This is a genomic window from Alterotamlana spongicola (assembly GCF_035818475.1).
GTDB lineage: Bacteria > Bacteroidota > Bacteroidia > Flavobacteriales > Flavobacteriaceae > Cognatitamlana.
The window spans coordinates 1-16,366 of sequence record NZ_JAYMGV010000002.1 but is presented as its reverse complement, the minus strand read 5'-3'; the positions used below and the strand labels follow the sequence as shown (position 1 = coordinate 16,366).

15 protein-coding genes are annotated in these 16,366 nt (G+C 31.6%); all 15 read right to left on the bottom strand.

Going from position 1 to position 16,366, the window contains the following annotated elements:
• Nucleotides 1-52 precede the first annotated feature (52 nt).
• Complete coding sequence (locus VOI54_RS12540) at nucleotides 53-2,491, bottom strand: LamG domain-containing protein (RefSeq protein ID WP_326283176.1); 2,439 nt, start codon at nucleotides 2,489-2,491, stop codon at nucleotides 53-55.
• A gap of 222 nt (nucleotides 2,492-2,713) precedes the next feature.
• Nucleotides 2,714-3,193, bottom strand: a complete 480-nt coding sequence (locus VOI54_RS12535) for a hypothetical protein (protein WP_326283175.1) — start codon at nucleotides 3,191-3,193, stop codon at nucleotides 2,714-2,716.
• 164 nt (nucleotides 3,194-3,357) lie between these two features.
• A complete protein-coding gene (locus tag VOI54_RS12530) occupies nucleotides 3,358-4,038 on the bottom strand; it encodes a DUF4386 domain-containing protein (RefSeq protein WP_326283174.1) in 681 nt (226 codons plus the stop codon).
• Between the two features lie 283 nt (nucleotides 4,039-4,321).
• A complete protein-coding gene (locus VOI54_RS12525) occupies nucleotides 4,322-5,530 on the bottom strand; it encodes a leucine-rich repeat domain-containing protein (RefSeq protein WP_326283173.1) in 1,209 nt (402 codons plus the stop codon).
• 160 nt (nucleotides 5,531-5,690) lie between these two features.
• The gene (locus VOI54_RS12520; protein ID WP_326283172.1) at nucleotides 5,691-6,395 is read right to left on the bottom strand and encodes a hypothetical protein; all 705 of its coding nucleotides are present in this window, start codon (nucleotides 6,393-6,395) and stop codon (nucleotides 5,691-5,693) included.
• A gap of 504 nt (nucleotides 6,396-6,899) precedes the next feature.
• Nucleotides 6,900-7,430, bottom strand: a complete 531-nt coding sequence (locus VOI54_RS12515; protein WP_326283171.1) for a hypothetical protein — start codon at nucleotides 7,428-7,430, stop codon at nucleotides 6,900-6,902.
• A 157-nt stretch (nucleotides 7,431-7,587) separates the two neighbouring features.
• A complete protein-coding gene (locus VOI54_RS12510; RefSeq protein WP_326283170.1) occupies nucleotides 7,588-8,367 on the bottom strand; it encodes a DKNYY domain-containing protein in 780 nt (259 codons plus the stop codon).
• A gap of 219 nt (nucleotides 8,368-8,586) precedes the next feature.
• Nucleotides 8,587-9,222, bottom strand: coding sequence for a hypothetical protein (locus VOI54_RS12505; RefSeq protein WP_326283169.1), 636 nt, complete (start codon nucleotides 9,220-9,222; stop codon nucleotides 8,587-8,589).
• Nucleotides 9,223-9,496: 274 nt separating this feature from the next.
• The gene (locus VOI54_RS12500; protein ID WP_326283168.1) at nucleotides 9,497-9,949 is read right to left on the bottom strand and encodes a hypothetical protein; all 453 of its coding nucleotides are present in this window, start codon (nucleotides 9,947-9,949) and stop codon (nucleotides 9,497-9,499) included.
• Nucleotides 9,950-10,534: 585 nt separating this feature from the next.
• Nucleotides 10,535-11,089, bottom strand: a complete 555-nt coding sequence (locus VOI54_RS12495) for a hypothetical protein (RefSeq protein ID WP_326283167.1) — start codon at nucleotides 11,087-11,089, stop codon at nucleotides 10,535-10,537.
• A 154-nt stretch (nucleotides 11,090-11,243) separates the two neighbouring features.
• Nucleotides 11,244-12,338, bottom strand: a complete 1,095-nt coding sequence (locus tag VOI54_RS12490; RefSeq protein ID WP_326283166.1) for a DUF695 domain-containing protein — start codon at nucleotides 12,336-12,338, stop codon at nucleotides 11,244-11,246.
• A gap of 183 nt (nucleotides 12,339-12,521) precedes the next feature.
• Nucleotides 12,522-14,177 (bottom strand): arylsulfatase, encoded by a 1,656-nt coding sequence (locus tag VOI54_RS12485; protein WP_326283165.1) that lies wholly within the window; start codon nucleotides 14,175-14,177, stop codon nucleotides 12,522-12,524.
• 224 nt (nucleotides 14,178-14,401) lie between these two features.
• Nucleotides 14,402-14,722, bottom strand: coding sequence for a hypothetical protein (locus tag VOI54_RS12480; RefSeq protein WP_326283164.1), 321 nt, complete (start codon nucleotides 14,720-14,722; stop codon nucleotides 14,402-14,404).
• A gap of 12 nt (nucleotides 14,723-14,734) precedes the next feature.
• Nucleotides 14,735-15,025, bottom strand: a complete 291-nt coding sequence (locus VOI54_RS12475; RefSeq protein WP_326283163.1) for a hypothetical protein — start codon at nucleotides 15,023-15,025, stop codon at nucleotides 14,735-14,737.
• A 530-nt stretch (nucleotides 15,026-15,555) separates the two neighbouring features.
• Nucleotides 15,556-16,212, bottom strand: coding sequence for a DMP19 family protein (locus tag VOI54_RS12470; protein WP_326283162.1), 657 nt, complete (start codon nucleotides 16,210-16,212; stop codon nucleotides 15,556-15,558).
• Nucleotides 16,213-16,366: the final 154 nt, after the last annotated feature.

Below are 16,366 nucleotides of genomic sequence, written 5' to 3'. Positions count from 1 at the left end.
CACTAAAGATATTTAAATAAAAATTAAATAGCGGCTCTATAAAAAGGCCTCACTATTTTTTTACAAAATCCTGATAGTCAACACCAAATACTTCTCCATACAAGGTTTTATAGTTTTTAGAAAAAGCATTATAAGTATTTTTAGCTAACCCATGCTTACCTGTTGAAACTAGTTCATTAATCAAAATCTTGAGCGCATTTTCATTAAGATTATCAAATAAAAGAATAGTTTCTGCCAACTTTATGTTCAATTGAGACGGTAAAAATTCGCTTTGAGTTTTATAAACTTTTGATAACACACTTTCAACTTCATTAGATATTTTATTCTTAAAATAATCTACCCATTCGGTTTGGGTATTCTGCAAAATATTGCCCTTTTTTAATAAATCAAGAAAATTATTAAATTCATCTGTAGAGAACTGCCTCATATTAAGGCTGTCTTTAATACGCTTTTTTATTTTTTTGTATTTAAAAATATCTACTTCAAAATTTTCAGAAGTTTTGACCTGCCATTTCTTATCATCAAAAATCACATCCAGTCCATCAATATGAGACAGGACTTTTCTTAACTTTCCAATATTCCCATTTCTATTCTCTTTGGCTTTTAGTTTGGATACACCAGGCCAAAATGTATCTGTAAGTTTGTTTGTACTAACACCATCTTCATCTTCTAAAATAGATAAAAGAATAAAAGACAACAATTCTTTATTAAGTGGCGAAAATGATGGCGGTAATTTTTTCTCTGAAGTTAAATCTATTTGAAAATTTCCAAAGAGATGAAGTGTATTTCCCTTAAATCCTTCAGCAGTTTTATTTTCTAACTCAGGTTTGGCATAAATTTCAGATGTTGCAAAAGTCTCTTTTTTTCGTTTAAAAACAAATATTAAACCTAAAACAATCAGTACAAACAGACCGGAAATTATATAATAAGCACTGTTGTTTATGGGTTTATCTTTATTAAACAATTCTTCAACTTCTTTTAAGGATAGTCCTCTGTCCCAAATCTTTAAATCATCTATGGAACCATAAAATTGTTCTCCCCAAATGTTATTACCAATTACTAAAGACTGCTTAGAAGGTATAATATCATCAGCATTAACCTCTCCTATTTTATTACCATTTAGAAAAAATTCAACCATGGTTTTAGGGTTATGCACTACCACTAAATGTTGCCAGGTATTAGTTTTGAGTGGTTGCTCTATAACATGATCCTTTACTGTTGCCATAGTAAAGTCCGGACTTCCACTTCTTAACTTTAAAGAAAAAGCCATTCCAAAACTAACTATTCCAGCATATTCTGGAATACTATCTGGTTTAACCCAAACTGAAACGCTTATTGGTGATTTAAAATCTAATATATTCTCCTTAGAATAATCTATATAGGAATCATTATTGGCAAAATGTAAAACATGACCTCTCTCTGGGTCATTTACATATGAAACATCTTTAGATATAGATCGGTCCCAAGTAACATCTACTGTATTCTCAACACGCTCTTCAAAAGAAAAATCATAAGCTAGTTTATCTTCTATAGGCACGTCATAGGCACTAAAGAATCTGGGAACATCATTTTGAGCTGCATGATGTATTACCTCTGCTGGCGTAATTCTATAACCATTTTTATAAGGTGAAAGAACTATTTCTTTTTCGATTAAAGGAAAAGAAAATTTTGAAGGTGTGATTATTTTTGGCGAATTGGTCCAAGATATTTCATTTAAAGGTTTTCCTTTATATTCTATAACGCCTCTAAAACGACGCATTCTATTTAACGAATCAGAAACACCTTTTACGTTGTTGTTTTTAATATTTGGAGAAATAATAAAATTTGGTGCTTTGCCTGTACTTTTCCATAGCTCAAAGATATTAGTATAAAGTATAGAATCTGTTTCTGCCAGTGAAGTTAACAGAACTAATTTATCTTGAGGGTTTGAAGAAAATCTACCGGAATACTCATTTACTTTTCTAATCTGTTCAATAGTAGTTGATACTAAGTCTGATTTAAAAACGCCAAAAATCCTCACGCCATCACTCAGCAAATCATTTACTTTAGGCCAATCATTAGTAGTACGAAACAAAATTCTGTTTGAAAATTTTGTTTTAAGTATACTCTTCAATGCTTCTTGATTAAATGTCCCTTTAAAAATTAATGAAATAAAAGCCTGATTATTTTCTTCCAAAAATAATTCTATTAAGTCTAGTGTTCCACTTAAATCCTTTGAATCAGTATTGTTTTCAAGCTTGTATACTCCTTCTTTTTCTTCTATATGTAGTATAAAGGCCCTTATACCTTTATTAAAGTTATAGGCTAAAGAATCTGGTGATTGTGCACAAATGAAGGCATAATCATCGACTGATAAATCATTCTGAGAAAAAATAGTTTTCGGAATAAAAAAAAATAATACACCTATTAGAAAAAGGGGTTTTCTAAACATTGAGAATTGATCTATTCCCTTTAAATAACTCACTTTAAAATGATCGATTTTTTTTGACAAAATCAAAATTTTAAAAAAACATTCAAGTTTATTAGAAGATATTAAACATATAACAACTACTTTCAAAAGTAGATAAATTTGTTATAACTCCAATAGTCAAAAGTAATATTATCTATATGTGCAGGATTTTGTCAGTATGTGCCCTAACGTATATGTATATGGAAAGTTGTGGGTTTGTGTGCGAGGATTTTCCAAAGGGAAACCCCGTGTTGTAACACATTTTTATTTCATTTTACCGTCTATCAATTTGATTAATCTATCGATTTCCTTTAAAAAATCAACTTTATTTGCTGCAATCAAGCCTCTTGAGTCAGAGTTTAAACTTTCAGGATTTTCAATCAGGTTTTTCCAGCGCACATAATGTTTTTTTCGTTCAGTTAAATATGACTCGAAACCGATATAACTCTCAGTAAATTTTCCGTTTTCAAATTTATAAATTTTATGAAATTCGAATGCAGGGTAAATTTCATTATTCAAAAAACCGACAGCATCTTGTTCTGTTTCGTTTACTTTTTCTATAATTTCAGATATTCCATTTTTATTTATATCTTTTATGGAATATTTATTGATAGAAACTCCGTGATATCGTTTTGAATTATATTTAAGACTATCAATTGTTTTTTTTGCTACAGAAATATTTTGTTGCCCAAATGATAAATTAATTACAAAAATTAAAAAATATAAGATATACTTTTTTTTCATGTTTGGTTGCGTTTTCAAATGTGTTACAACATGTTTACACATGGTTTGTTACGTTGGCAAGAACTAAGTTAGCAAATACAAACCGAATAGAAAATCCGTGAGGGTTTTCGTGAGTAAGTTTGAACTAGCAATTAATTTTATATGGTATTGTGTGTAGTTTTCATTTATTTGCTTTCAATTTCTAAAGTTGTTGATTTAAATCCTTTGAAAATTAACCAAAGTGGAAAGATTAGTTGAATTAGTCCTATTGGAAGAAGCATATTCATACTAATGCTATTACCAAAAATCGAGAACAATATTTCAATAAACATTAGGATTACGGCTATTATTCCAACAATTGAAATGACTTTTGGGACTAATTCAGATACGTACAAAGCATAGTATAAAATAAAAACAGGTAAACAAGAAATGAGTAAACTCAAGTAATGTGACCACCAATGTTTTTTATAAAACACATTCCCTAATGTATTTAATACCTCTGAATTGTCAGTTCCATTTTTAATATACTCTTGACTTAATTCTAAAATTGATAGAACACTAATATTATCAATAGATATAGCTATAAAGCTTAATATGCTAAAAGCTAAATATAAAAAGGCTAAAGTGATACTATATTTTTTAAAAATCGGTAATAAAATCACAGCTATGGTAATAGAAATTATACCGCTTAAAAATAAAAGTAAGGTTGAAATAATAATTTCATTTGAATTTTCTGAAGCAGTAATTAGAAAATTATCTGAAAATAGAATAGGGCCTTGTAAAAATTGATAGACTATAATACCAGTTGCAAAAATGAACAGAAATAACAGTCCTACGAATCTCCCTGTTTTTTTATTTGATTTCATATTTTGATTGATTAGTTATTGATTGAGTGTAAGACGATGTAAAGTCTATAATGTTACATGGAATATTTTCTCTCAAAATACACACATCAGTTTTGTATATGATTAGTGTGAGAGGGAGACAATCTTCGAGTTGTCAGCCGAGTAACCAAGCTTGTACCTATTTTGTGTTTTTATCTTGTCCGCCTAAAAATACTCAAATAAGAATAAGCGACATTGTAATTGTAAACAGACACAAAACTTTGGGCAAACCATAAAAATCCACATTAATTTTATACGGTGTTGACTAATGTTTGTCACTACAATTTGAATATATTTCTTCAGTGTTAGGATTGAATAAATTGTTCTTTATATGAACCTCTCCTAGTATTTGTGTGTTTTTAAGAGCACAAAAATCTGATAATTTTTTATTTCCATAATCAAACTCTCTTTCTCTTTTACTTTTAGTTAATGGTTTGTAAGTACCGATTTCTAAATTACCCTTAATAGTTTTTAAGTTTTCCAATCCATTTAGACTAGTAATGTTAGTGTTTTGAGTTAATTTCAAATCACCACCTATTTTAGTTATATTCCTCAAAGCAGAAAGAGAATGTAGATTTTTATTTCCAGACAATTTTAGATCATTTTTTATTTCCCTTAAATTTTCTAAACCTTTAAGAGAGTTCAACTTAGGGTTGGATGATATGTTTAAACGATTTATTGTTGTGTAATTCCCAAGATGTTCAAGGGTTTTAATTAATTTATTTGATGAAATGATTAAATTTTCAGATAATGTCAAATAATCAAGACCTTTCAAACTATTTAATGATTCATTATATCTGATATAAAGGCTATTTACTTTTTTTAATTTCTCTATTCCATTCAAGTTTTTTAATCTCTGATTTCTTTCTACCATAAAATTACCATCTATATTAGATAGGTTATCTAAACCTTTTAAATTACGTAATGAAGTTTCTTTAATGATTAAATTTCCTCCAATAAATTTAAGATTGTTTAATCCTTTTAATGAATGTAAATCTTGAGGATTATGATTATAATCATTATCCTCAAAACTGAATATTAAATCTCCTTTTATCTTTTCAATTGTTGAGAGTGATGATAAATCATTGACTTCCCCTATTAACAAATCGCCTCGTATTGTAATCTTTTTTTTATTTCCTAATTCCTCTAGTTGCTTTTGATTGAAAATGATATAATCACCTGCTATTAATTCATGTGTAACTTGAGATAAATAATTGATAAATAGAGTACTGACTACTCCGATAATCGTAAATTTTAAAATCCTATATATTTTCTTGTATTTTTTTAAAAACAGAAAATATAGTATTCGCAGAATTTGAATTAAGCAAACTATCGAAAGTATTATAAATAATAAAAGCCAACCTAGCATACCTAACCCATATTCTCTAACAGGCCAATCTGCTAAACCTACACTCGCGTAAGAGGTAGTAAAAAAAGAAAAATATAATATGACAAAATTTAAAAATCGCTTCATAGTAATTATATTGAAATATTTGCCAACGTGTTTGTGTATGATTATGTTGCGTGTTTAAGCCATAAACTTAATAAATAATTACTGAACTTTGAAGTGGCTGAGACCTTTCAACAAATGCCCTTATTAGCAATTAATTATACACGTTGTTATATGCTGGCTTTTATACAGCTAATATTTTGTCCGCTACAATTAGGCACTCATCTAAATTGCTAGGCATACCCATTGAATTTGTCTCCAATTCCAAAAGTCTTTCTCCTATTTTTATTCGGTCAGCACCTTCTTTTTTTAATTTAAAAAGTCCAATAACATATCCTGAATATTCATCTCTAGGCGCAACATCATTAATTCCGATTGGGTCCCAATCATTCCAAAGAATATCATCTATTTTCTTATAGGTTATTAAATCCTTGGCGGATTGTACACTTTTTTTCACTCCTTTATTTCTGTTGAAAATTAAAATTGTTGCTTTTACTTCTTCGCTTAAATATTCGTCGGATATTGTATCCGAAAATTTTAGTGCAAGACTCGGAATATAAAATCCGCTATCAAAGTCAAATGGTGCAGGAAGTCCAGATGAATTATAAGTGATTTTTGCTACACATTCTGCTAACAGCAAGTATATTTCAAAATCAGCATTTTTGTTTTTTAATGTCAGATTTCTAATTGCTCCAAATTGCTTGTGAGCATCTTTCCACTTTTCAGAATCATCAATGATTTCATAGAGTTCAATTATTTCGATTGGAACTTTCTCAAGATGTCTATCAAATCTTGATAAAATCAAACCAGCCCAATTAGGTTGGACAATACTCGGCACATTGTCGAATATTTGTTGTCCTATATTAACGTCTGCTTTAATTTTATCCATTGGCTTCTTCAGCTTGCATATAACGTTAATTGCAATAGGCGTTTTAATGCCTATTGCATGGTGTTATGTACTGTAGCTTTAACGGTTTTTTAAAGTTGCTCTGGCAAACAGGTCCTTATATGCATGCTTTGCAGATATTCTCTATACCTTGGGGTATGGAGAGTCTCTAGCAAATATGCCGCAGTACCACTCAAATGTATAAAAATAACTTGACTTTGTCAGAAAATTTTACGAAATTAGATGAAGTTTTAACCGTGACCGCAACACGGTTTTCAAGCGAGCCTTGAACCTGTCTTGACACAAACTTCAACTCAAAGGATTTATTGTATACACAAACCTATGCGGACATGCAACAGACCTGACATTGAACACTTTAAAAAAATTGTACATAACGGTTTTGTGTAAGCGTCAGTAACGGGAAAGTGCGCGAGTACTTTCCGCTGACGCACCTAATTTAGCAAAACGTGTTGAATTTCCGATTAGGAAATTCAGTCGTTATTGCGCTTACACGTTGTTGGCGTGTCGTTTTTTTATTTCAAATCCATTTATTTTATTCCGTTTCAGCAATTTTTGTAATTCCTGATAGGTGTCAAATTCAGATAGTTTTTCGGTTAAGAAATCAGGCATTTTTAAAGAGCCTCCAAATCCGTCATTTCTCAAATGGTAATCGTCAATTAAGTAATAAATAAAATCCTCTACGCGCTCATTTGAATCTTCATATTCAATGTAATTATAGAAATCTATTAGTTCTTTTTGGATTTTTTTCCAATTTGAGTTGTCAGATTTCAGATACTCATTGTAATATCCAAGAATTAATTCTCGGATTTCTGCCGATTTAAAATTCCATTCAATGTCTTTGGTCAGAAATTCAATTACTTCGTTGGTCGATTTTGCAAAAGATAAATCAAAATACAGGTTGTCATTTTTTCCATTTTCAATTTGGTAATCAGCCCATTTGCTTATTTCCGTCAATGGAATTTTTTTCAGAGCGAGTCCGAATCTAACTAAATGTCCTATTTTCTCTTTTTCTGTCACTCCAGTCTGTTTTAATGCACGCCAACGGTTTGTATATGGTTTGTTGCGTGTTTTAAGCACCTAATTTAGCAAATACAAACCTAATAGAAAATCCGCGAGGATTTTCGTAAGTAGGCTAGAACTAGCAATAAATTATATACGGTGTTAGGTGTTGTTTTTATTCCTTAATGTAATATGTTTGTTTAAACTTATCAGTTATAGGTCCTTTGTTTTCTTCCCATGAAAACCTATTTACTCCATCATTTCCAAACGAGCCAACACCATTAGCGACAAAGCTTTTAGGATTTACCCCATTTACAATTTGATTTTTGAAATAGACATTGTTTTTATCTTTTATGTAATATGAATATTTTCCTTTTTTATCACGAAAATATGTTTTGACTATTTCTGCTGATTCGTAATCTAATGAGTCAAGTTTTTTTGTTTGCCAATAATAATATTGATTATCTTTTCCCCAATTTTCATTAATTGGTGTAAATGATTCTATATCTATGACTTGACTTTTTGATGATTTGTGGAAAATAGAGTTTTTATCTTTTCCCCATACATTGATGTCCAATACTTCAAAGTTTTCTGGGTCAGCAAACTTCACAATATAATTTTGCAAACCATGATTAAAATTATAGACATTATTTTCATCCTTCCAGAAATAGTATGCTACTTGAACAAAAGTTTTAGGGTCAGCATCTTTAATTTTCCTAGCTCTGTAAAAAACATGATTTTTATCTTTCCCTAACTTTAGTTTTACATTATGATCTATAGTTTCAAATGATTTAGCGTCTGCATCTTTAATTAAAGTCCATTCTTTTGTGAAATCACCGCCATGTATCCATTTTAAATATATCTTTCCTTCTTTCTCTTCATAGCCAGAGTGGCAACTAGCTAATATGAAAAATGTGTTAAGTAATATTAGATATTTATAAATTCTATTTCTCATGTTTTTTATGTCTACAATAACACCTAACGGTGAGTATAAGAAACGTAGGGCAGCGGGTTATCACTAACTCTAGGTTTATAACTAAGCCAAATATAATGTTTTGTGTTTATCTTCAATATTAAAACACCAAATTTTATATTTGGCGACATTGTAGAAAAGCCCTAGCCTTGAGAACATACTTAATCCGCCCTATGTTTTTTATACAGTGTTAGGGCATGTTTAGTTTTGAGATTTTGAGAAGTGGTATTTACCATCAATTTTTGTCCATTCTGGGTATTTTATCGAATCAATTTCTATTATGTTTGGTAAATCTAAATTGATGTCAAAACTAAAATCACCTAAAAAATCATCTCTATAATATTCTACATTAATAGAGTTAGCCTCATTAGGAATCTCTGGCCACCACTTTTTTAAACTCCTTAAATATTCATATTCATTATTTGTCAAATTATCTAGTTGTAAAAACATCCCATCATCACTTCCCTTTTTACAGATTACATTTTTCATTTCAGGACTTATGTTTACTATATTCTTCTTTTCTTTAGGTTTGAAGTACATAGTAGATAGAGATATCAACGTTGCTACTGTGAAGTATAAATATATGTTTATTTTTCTTTTTCGTCTCAAGTAGTAATAAATCAAAACACCTACTATCCAGGTTACTACAATCACTACAAGAATTAGCAAAATCTGAAAGAAATCGCTTATATAATCGATATTATAAAATTCAATTAAAGTATCGCAATCTACACCATCTGTTTCTTTTGTTGTTCTAGTAGGGAGAATGAACCAGATTAAGGATGTAATCGCAGAAACAGCTATAATTTTTAAAAACTCAATTATTTTGTTTTTCATTTTTAGCAATATGCCCTAACATTTTTGTATAAGATTAGTGTGGGAGAAAACGTCCGTGGACTTTTCGACCTAATACTAAGCTTATACTTATTATGTGTTTTTATCTTTGTCGACCAAAAAATACTTAAATAAGTAGAAGTGACATAGTAAATAGACACAAACCTTTGGATTAAGCCATAAAAACCCACATTAATTTTATACGTTGTTGTGGTACGTTTTTTCTCTATACTTGTTATGTAAATTAAAATAATTCATCTTATTATAGAATTTTATTTTAGTCATAAGGGAATGCTTTATCCCCATCAGGGTTTGCTATATCATTTACAGGTTTGTCGAATAATAGTTGTGAGTGTATATAACCTTCAACCATTTGACCAAATCCATTTTTCATATAATAGCAAACTATTTCAGCTAGAGTAGAGTCTTTTTCATACCCTAGTAAGTACACTTGAGAATTGTTAGGGATAACTTCAAAATCAAATCTTATCCTTTTAGGATAGGGGCTCTTATTTTCAAATAAATCTATATATTCTTGAGCGTCACTTAAATCATCGAGAACCTTAATATAATATTTTGTAGTAGAATTATAACAATACTTTTTAGGACTCGATTTTATTTCGCGATGTTTATTTCTAGCATACTTGCCTGATATGAAAAAAAATATAACCATAACAATTATAAATATCATTCTTTTTGATAAATATTGATACCACTTAAGTCTATTCATTCTCGAATTAATGTTTTTACAAGAGGGTTATAAAATGTATTTTTGAATCATTATTTAGACAATATTTTCATTTTGGGAATGTACTACAACGTTAATTGCAATAGGCGTTTTAATGCCTATTGCATGGTGTTATGTACTGTAGCTTTAACGGTTTTTTAAAGTTGCTCTGGCAAACAGGTCCTTATACGCATGCTTTGCAGATATTCTCTATACCTTGGGGTATGGAGAGTCTCTAGCAAATATGCCGCAGTACCACTCAAATGTATAAAAATAACTTGACTTTGTCAGAAAATTTTACGAAATTAGATGAAGTTTTAACCGTGACCGCAACACGGTTTTCAAGCGAGCCTTGAACCTGTCTTGACACCAACTTCAACTCAAAGGATTTATTGTATACACAAACCTATGCGGACATGCAACAGACCTGACATTGAACACTTTAAAAAAATTGTACATAACGGTCTCGTATAACCGTCAGTTACGGGTTAATATGCGTTAATTTTCGGTTTAGAACTGGCGTTAGCAATTCCGAGTGGATTCGGACGTAGTCGAATCCGCCGTAATTGCGGTTATACATTGTTAGGCTTAGTAATTTTCTTCAATTTCAGTATATCTAAACGTTCTTAAATGTTTTCCGTCCAATTGTGGCTCGACATACACTTTAAAATCATTTGCGTTATATCCAATTTTAAACCTTGTTTTGGAAAATTCGTGTTCCAAAAATTCAAATCGTACAATTGTTTCCTCTATTTTTTGAAAATCTTCCAATTTTGTTGTTCCACTTCCGCGACTCCATTTTAAAGGAATCGGTTCTGTATCTTCTTTATTCACTTTTACTTTTCCAGTTCCGAACTTAAATATCAAGTCAAAGAAAAGTTCAACGGCGTGCTTTTCATCTTTTGATATGTGTTCAATTCTTTTTCTCCATCCTCTATTTCCAGATAAAGTTTTTTGGATTGCACCTGTCAACCAAGTATTAAAGTACTCAAAATTCATTCCATTAGGTGCAATAATTCCATTACCATTTGAGCCTGTCAAATACCCATAAATAAATGAATCTAAATGCGCCAAGGTCAATGATTCTTGGAAATACATTTTAGGTCTTTTCTTAATATGTTCTAATGATTCGTAAAATGTCATTTCATTATTAAGCCTAACGGTCTCGGCTATGTGTAGTTGCGTGGATTAGCACTTAACTTTGCAAGTACACACCAAACTGAAAATCCGCAAGGATTTTCAGAAGTAAGCGAGAACCAGCAATTACTTATAGCCATTGTTATGTGCTGGGCTTTTTTCAATTCGGATTAAATCGGTTAAATGATTGCCAATATTTGTCCTTATAAATGTCAAAGTCCTGTTCGATTTTATTTATATATTCTTTTTTTATTTCGTGTAATACTTTTGATGGTTTTCTAAATTCAACACAGGCAAAATATATTTCTCGAACAGAATCTGCTGTTTGTCTACCAATGTTTAAATAACCATCAGAATCTTTTAATTCAGCCATTATTTTATCTTCAATTTCGTTGAGAAGTTGATAAGTGGAATCGTCAGGCATTCCATTATTGTTTTTTCCGTCATATTTGATTTCCATTACTGCAATCCAAGGATGAGATGCTTTACTATCCCAGTTCAATAAGTCTGTATTAATAGCTGCAACCAATGGAAGTCCGTTTTTTAAAGTCGCTTCGAGTCCAGAATAATTGTCGTTTTCGGTGTTATGTCTGAAACCTTTATATTTTTCTACAAACTCTTTTTCTCGCCAAGTCAAAAAGTCTTTTAGTTTTTCTAATGGAATTAATTCTGATGTCGCATCTTTCGGGTTAATTATATTTACATTGTCAATCGTGGTGACTGAATTCAATTCGCCAAGAGAATTGTCCAAAGCAAGGTAAATTCCATTTGTCATTACTGCTCTATTTTCTTCGCTAAAATCTTTATGAGTAATTGTAATGTCAATCTCATCTGGCATTTGTTTATGGTCTGTTGAATAGAAACTCATTTGACTTTCGTCAAATTTATAACCATCCATTTCAATTCCGTATTGATTTAAGTCAGATGGTTGTTTGAGTGCTGTAATTTTCCAATTATTCATTTTCGGTGCTGACTGTACCAATTCCTCAACAAATGCGATGTTTTTTATTACTCCATCTGCTGTTAAAATCAATTCCGCTGTGTTATCATCATACATTCCAGCAAGAAACCAAAATCCATCTTTTAATTCGTTCAGCTTTGGCGCAAGTCTGTCAAAAAATACTTTGTTTATGTTCCCTTGGTCTTTTAGAACTTTGTGGAATTTTTTTTCGTTCTGTTCAAACCAATTCCAAAAGTCAGAGTATGAGTTTATAGATTGCTCTTTTACACTAAATATTGATTTTAAAAAACTCATATTCTTATTAGTTCGGATTTTTTTTCGCCTTGCACATAACGGTTTTGTGTATGGTTAGTTGCGTGGTTAAGCAACTAAATTAGCAAATAAATCACAGATAGAATATTCCGTAGGAATTTCCAAGTAGGCGAGTACACTAGCAATGAATTATACACGGTGTTGTGCTTTCGTTTTTTATATTATCTATAAACCTTTATCAGAAGGTCTAGGCGTTGGAGTTTGAATCTTAACTTCATTAGAAAATCTAATCCATTCGTCTAGGAGTTCTGCATACTTTTCTTTTTCGGATTCCTTAAGATCGATTTGCTCTCCGATGTCATTTGACAGGTCGTAAAGGGCGAAATTTTCAATGTCGAATGGTCTTGTAAAATTTGTGATTTTCCAATTCCCTTTTCTTAGCATCGCGTTGTCGTAATGCTCCAGAGCAAACACATAAGTTGAATCATGAATTTCATTTGATTTTCCAGAGACAAATGGGATGAGTGATTTTCCTTTTAGAGGATAGACATCATTCCCCTTATAGGTTGCTGGATAGGTCACATTGGCCACCTCATAAAAAGTAGGTGCCAAATCCAAAAGACTTGTAAAGCCATGGTGAATTTCATTTTCTCTATTCACATTTGGACCACAAATAATCATCGTAGTGTTTGTGCCTCCTTCGGTTGCAAAGTCTTTGTAATACCTAAAGGGAGAAGAACCAGCCTCCGCCCATTGTGGACCATAAGAAATATAGGAATTGGCATTTCCCATATTATCGAAGTCATCGTTGTAGTATTCCTTTAAACTCGTGAATCTATCATCATTTATAAAGTCTCTGTTTGCAGCGCCATTGTCCGACATGAATACAAATAGCGTGTTTTCATATTTACCAATGTCTTTCAAGTGTTTAATCAATCTACCAATATTGTGATCTAAATTGTCAACCATGCCAGCATACAATTCCATTTTCCTGGCTTCTTCCATCTGTTCTTGATTCGATAAAGAATCCCAGGGTAATACGCGTTCATGACAGGGTGGAGCGATTGCATCACTTGAAATGATTCCCGCTTTTTTTAGGCTCGCCAATCTTCGTTCCCGTAATTTTTCATATCCATCGTCGTACTGACCTTTGTACTTTTTCCAATGTTTTTTATCGACCTGCAACGGCCAATGTGGCGATGTATAAGCCGCAAAAGCAAAGAAGGGCTTATCATCCTCATCGTTAGAATCAATATATTCAATCAATTTATCGGTGTAAAAATTGGTAGAGTAGTCTCCGTCATTCCATGTCGTAGAATCTCCATCTTCGGTGTAACTTGAATACCCATCTTTCAAGGCACTTTGGTTGTTATAATGATTCCCAGCACCTTCGAGCAAAACAAAAGATCGCTCAAATCCTTTTTGATGTGGATTGGATTCAGGCGTTTTGCCAAGGTGCCATTTGCCAGCCATATATGTATGGTATCCATTGTCTCTCAGCAAAGCTGGAATGGTGACAATTCGGTCGGTCAATCTTCCTTCATAACCAAACACTTCTGTTACATTGCCTTGGCTACCCATTCCAGCAATGTGGTTGTCATTTCCTGACAGCAACATTGCTCGAGTAGGCGCACACATGGGAGCTGTATGGAAACTGCTAAACTTAATCCCTCTTCGCGACAATTCATCAATGTTTGGTGTTTGAATATCTCCCCCATAACAACCGATATCACCAAATCCCAAATCATCCGCAACGATTAACACAATATTGGGTTTCTTCGTAATTTCTTTTTTGCTTTTTTGTTCTGTGCACGATAGCACGATTGTAGATGCAAGTAAAAATGGGAAAAGAAGTTTGATACACCTGTATGTTTTATCCATGTTCATGATTTATTTAGCTCGTGCATTTTATTAAATATATTGATTCTTTATTCCTGTTTATTGTTTTTTAATGATTGGTACTAATGAAGCACAACGTGTTCGTGTATGGTTAGTTGCGTTGGTAAGAACTAAGTTAGCAAAAGAAAACGAACCAGAGGAAAATCCGAAGAATTTTCCGAGTACACACAAAAGAAGCAATTGATTATACACGTTGTTGTACACAGTTATTTTTTGGTTAATAATGATTTCATTTTGTCAATTAAATTATGAGTTAAATGCTCTGGCTTTCCAAATTTGAATTCAATTCCGAATGTTGTTTCCAAATTTCTCATTCTTTGTTCAGTACATTTAATTTCTCCCTCAAACCAATTATCCCAAGCAAAGACAATTTTTTCTCCGTTTAGTTTTAATTCGTACAGGTCAAAATCTATTCCTTTGTCAAATTGATTGTATTCGGTTGTTACTTTCCAACCATCTTTTTTCAGCGATTCAATTATGGAATACCAATCTTTAGTTTTTATGTCAGTCGCAATTAGTTTTTCCATTTAAATTTTATTTTACTGAAAAGTCTTATTGAAATCACGAACTCTTTTCGGTTCAGCACCATTTCCTCTTTCATATTCAGCCCAAAGAATTACATCTCTTGGGTCAGTTTTGGCTAAAATGAGGTTCTTTTCAAAGCTTTCAATTCCGTTTTGAGTTAGATAAACTACACAGCGAATAATTCGGTCAGAATTCAAATAATCGTTTTCAGTCAGATATTTCGCTAAAATTTTATTCGCGGAAATTAAGTCCGAGTCAAATCGGATTTTCATTTCGTCAGTAATATCTTTTGGTAATTCTCTCAATTTTTCTTTTCAGCGAAATGCTTGTCATTAATTGTGTACAACGTTAATTGCAATAGGCGTTTTAATGCCTATTGCATGGTGTTATGTACTGTAGCTTTAACGGTTTTTTAAAGTTGCTCTGGCAAACAGGTCCTTATATGCATGCTTTGCAGATATTCTCTATACCTTGGGGTATGGAGAGTCTCTAGCAAATATGCCGCAGTACCACTCAAATGTATAAAAATAACTTGACTTTGTCAGAAAATTTTACGAAATTAGATGAAGTTTTAACCGTGACCGCAACACGGTTTTCAAGCGAGCCTTGAACCTGTCTTGACACAAACTTCAACTCAAAGGATTTATTGTATACACAAACCTATGCGGACATGCAACAGACCTGACATTGAACACTTTAAAAAAATTGTACATAACGTTGTTGTATAAGATTAGTTGCGTGGTTTTAGTAACTAATTTAGCAAATACAAACCGAATAGAAAATCCGCTAGGATTTTCGTAAGTAGGCTTGCACTAGCAATTAATTTTATACGGTGTTAGCTACCGTATTTTTCTTTCAGTTCGTTCCAAATTCCGTTTTCGTTACTTTCAAAATATTTGAATTTAAGTTCTTGAGTCGGTTCAGTAGATTCATAAAATTTTGAATCCAAATCATTCAACTCTTTCATTAAAACTTCATTGTCATATATTTCCGATGTTTCGAAAATTTCATACAATTCACGACTATTTATTTTTCTATTCAGGTTTTTAATCGATTCATTATGTTTGAGCATAATTTCCACAGCTTTTTCCAAAAGATTTTTCGTGTTATTTGCTCCAATTAATTCCAAACTTTCAATTGTCTCATTTGTGTGTTTTCCAGATGAGTTCGTGAAGAATTGAAGAAATCCGCCATTATTCACTTCAGATTCTAATTCATTAATCAAATAGACTGTTTTTAACGTTTTTGGCATTTTTGAGAAAGAGGCTTCTCCGTAATTGCCTTTTTTTCTTATTTTTTGAGTGAAATAATATATTAAATCCTCTTTTTCTTCTATGCTTGCTTTATTAAACGATTCCTTTGTCAATTTAGCAGAATTCACTTTTTGATTCCATTCGTCAGCAATTCCAGTTGGTTTATTTGTTTTTGATTTATAAAACCAAAAAGCTAAAATCACAATTACCAAAATGGGTATTATTAGTTTATAATTCATCTAAAAGTTTGTTGGTTTGTCATATGGTAGCTAACGGTTTGTATAAGAATAGTGCGGTTTTGAGTCCGAGGATTTTCCGTCCTGCCACGCTTTTTAGCGTGGAGGAAAATCGGAGTGACCAAATACGCACTAACCCTTTGATTTAAGATTAAAC

Bases quoted from the DNA above. Each gene is read 5' to 3' on its own strand.
- VOI54_RS12535 (WP_326283175.1), bottom strand. From the start codon at position 3,193: ATGAAAAAAAAGTATATCTTATATTTTTTAATTTTTGTAATTAATTTA.
- VOI54_RS12530 (WP_326283174.1), bottom strand. From the start codon at position 4,038: ATGAAATCAAATAAAAAAACAGGGAGATTCGTAGGACTGTTATTTCTG.
- VOI54_RS12525 (WP_326283173.1), bottom strand. From the start codon at position 5,530: ATGAAGCGATTTTTAAATTTTGTCATATTATATTTTTCTTTTTTTACT.
- VOI54_RS12520 (WP_326283172.1), bottom strand. From the start codon at position 6,395: ATGGATAAAATTAAAGCAGACGTTAATATAGGACAACAAATATTCGAC.
- VOI54_RS12510 (WP_326283170.1), bottom strand. From the start codon at position 8,367: ATGAGAAATAGAATTTATAAATATCTAATATTACTTAACACATTTTTC.
- VOI54_RS12505 (WP_326283169.1), bottom strand. From the start codon at position 9,222: ATGAAAAACAAAATAATTGAGTTTTTAAAAATTATAGCTGTTTCTGCG.
- VOI54_RS12500 (WP_326283168.1), bottom strand. From the start codon at position 9,949: ATGAATAGACTTAAGTGGTATCAATATTTATCAAAAAGAATGATATTT.
- VOI54_RS12495 (WP_326283167.1), bottom strand. From the start codon at position 11,089: ATGACATTTTACGAATCATTAGAACATATTAAGAAAAGACCTAAAATG.
- VOI54_RS12490 (WP_326283166.1), bottom strand. From the start codon at position 12,338: ATGAGTTTTTTAAAATCAATATTTAGTGTAAAAGAGCAATCTATAAAC.
- VOI54_RS12485 (WP_326283165.1), bottom strand. From the start codon at position 14,177: ATGGATAAAACATACAGGTGTATCAAACTTCTTTTCCCATTTTTACTT.
- VOI54_RS12480 (WP_326283164.1), bottom strand. From the start codon at position 14,722: ATGGAAAAACTAATTGCGACTGACATAAAAACTAAAGATTGGTATTCC.
- VOI54_RS12470 (WP_326283162.1), bottom strand. From the start codon at position 16,212: ATGAATTATAAACTAATAATACCCATTTTGGTAATTGTGATTTTAGCT.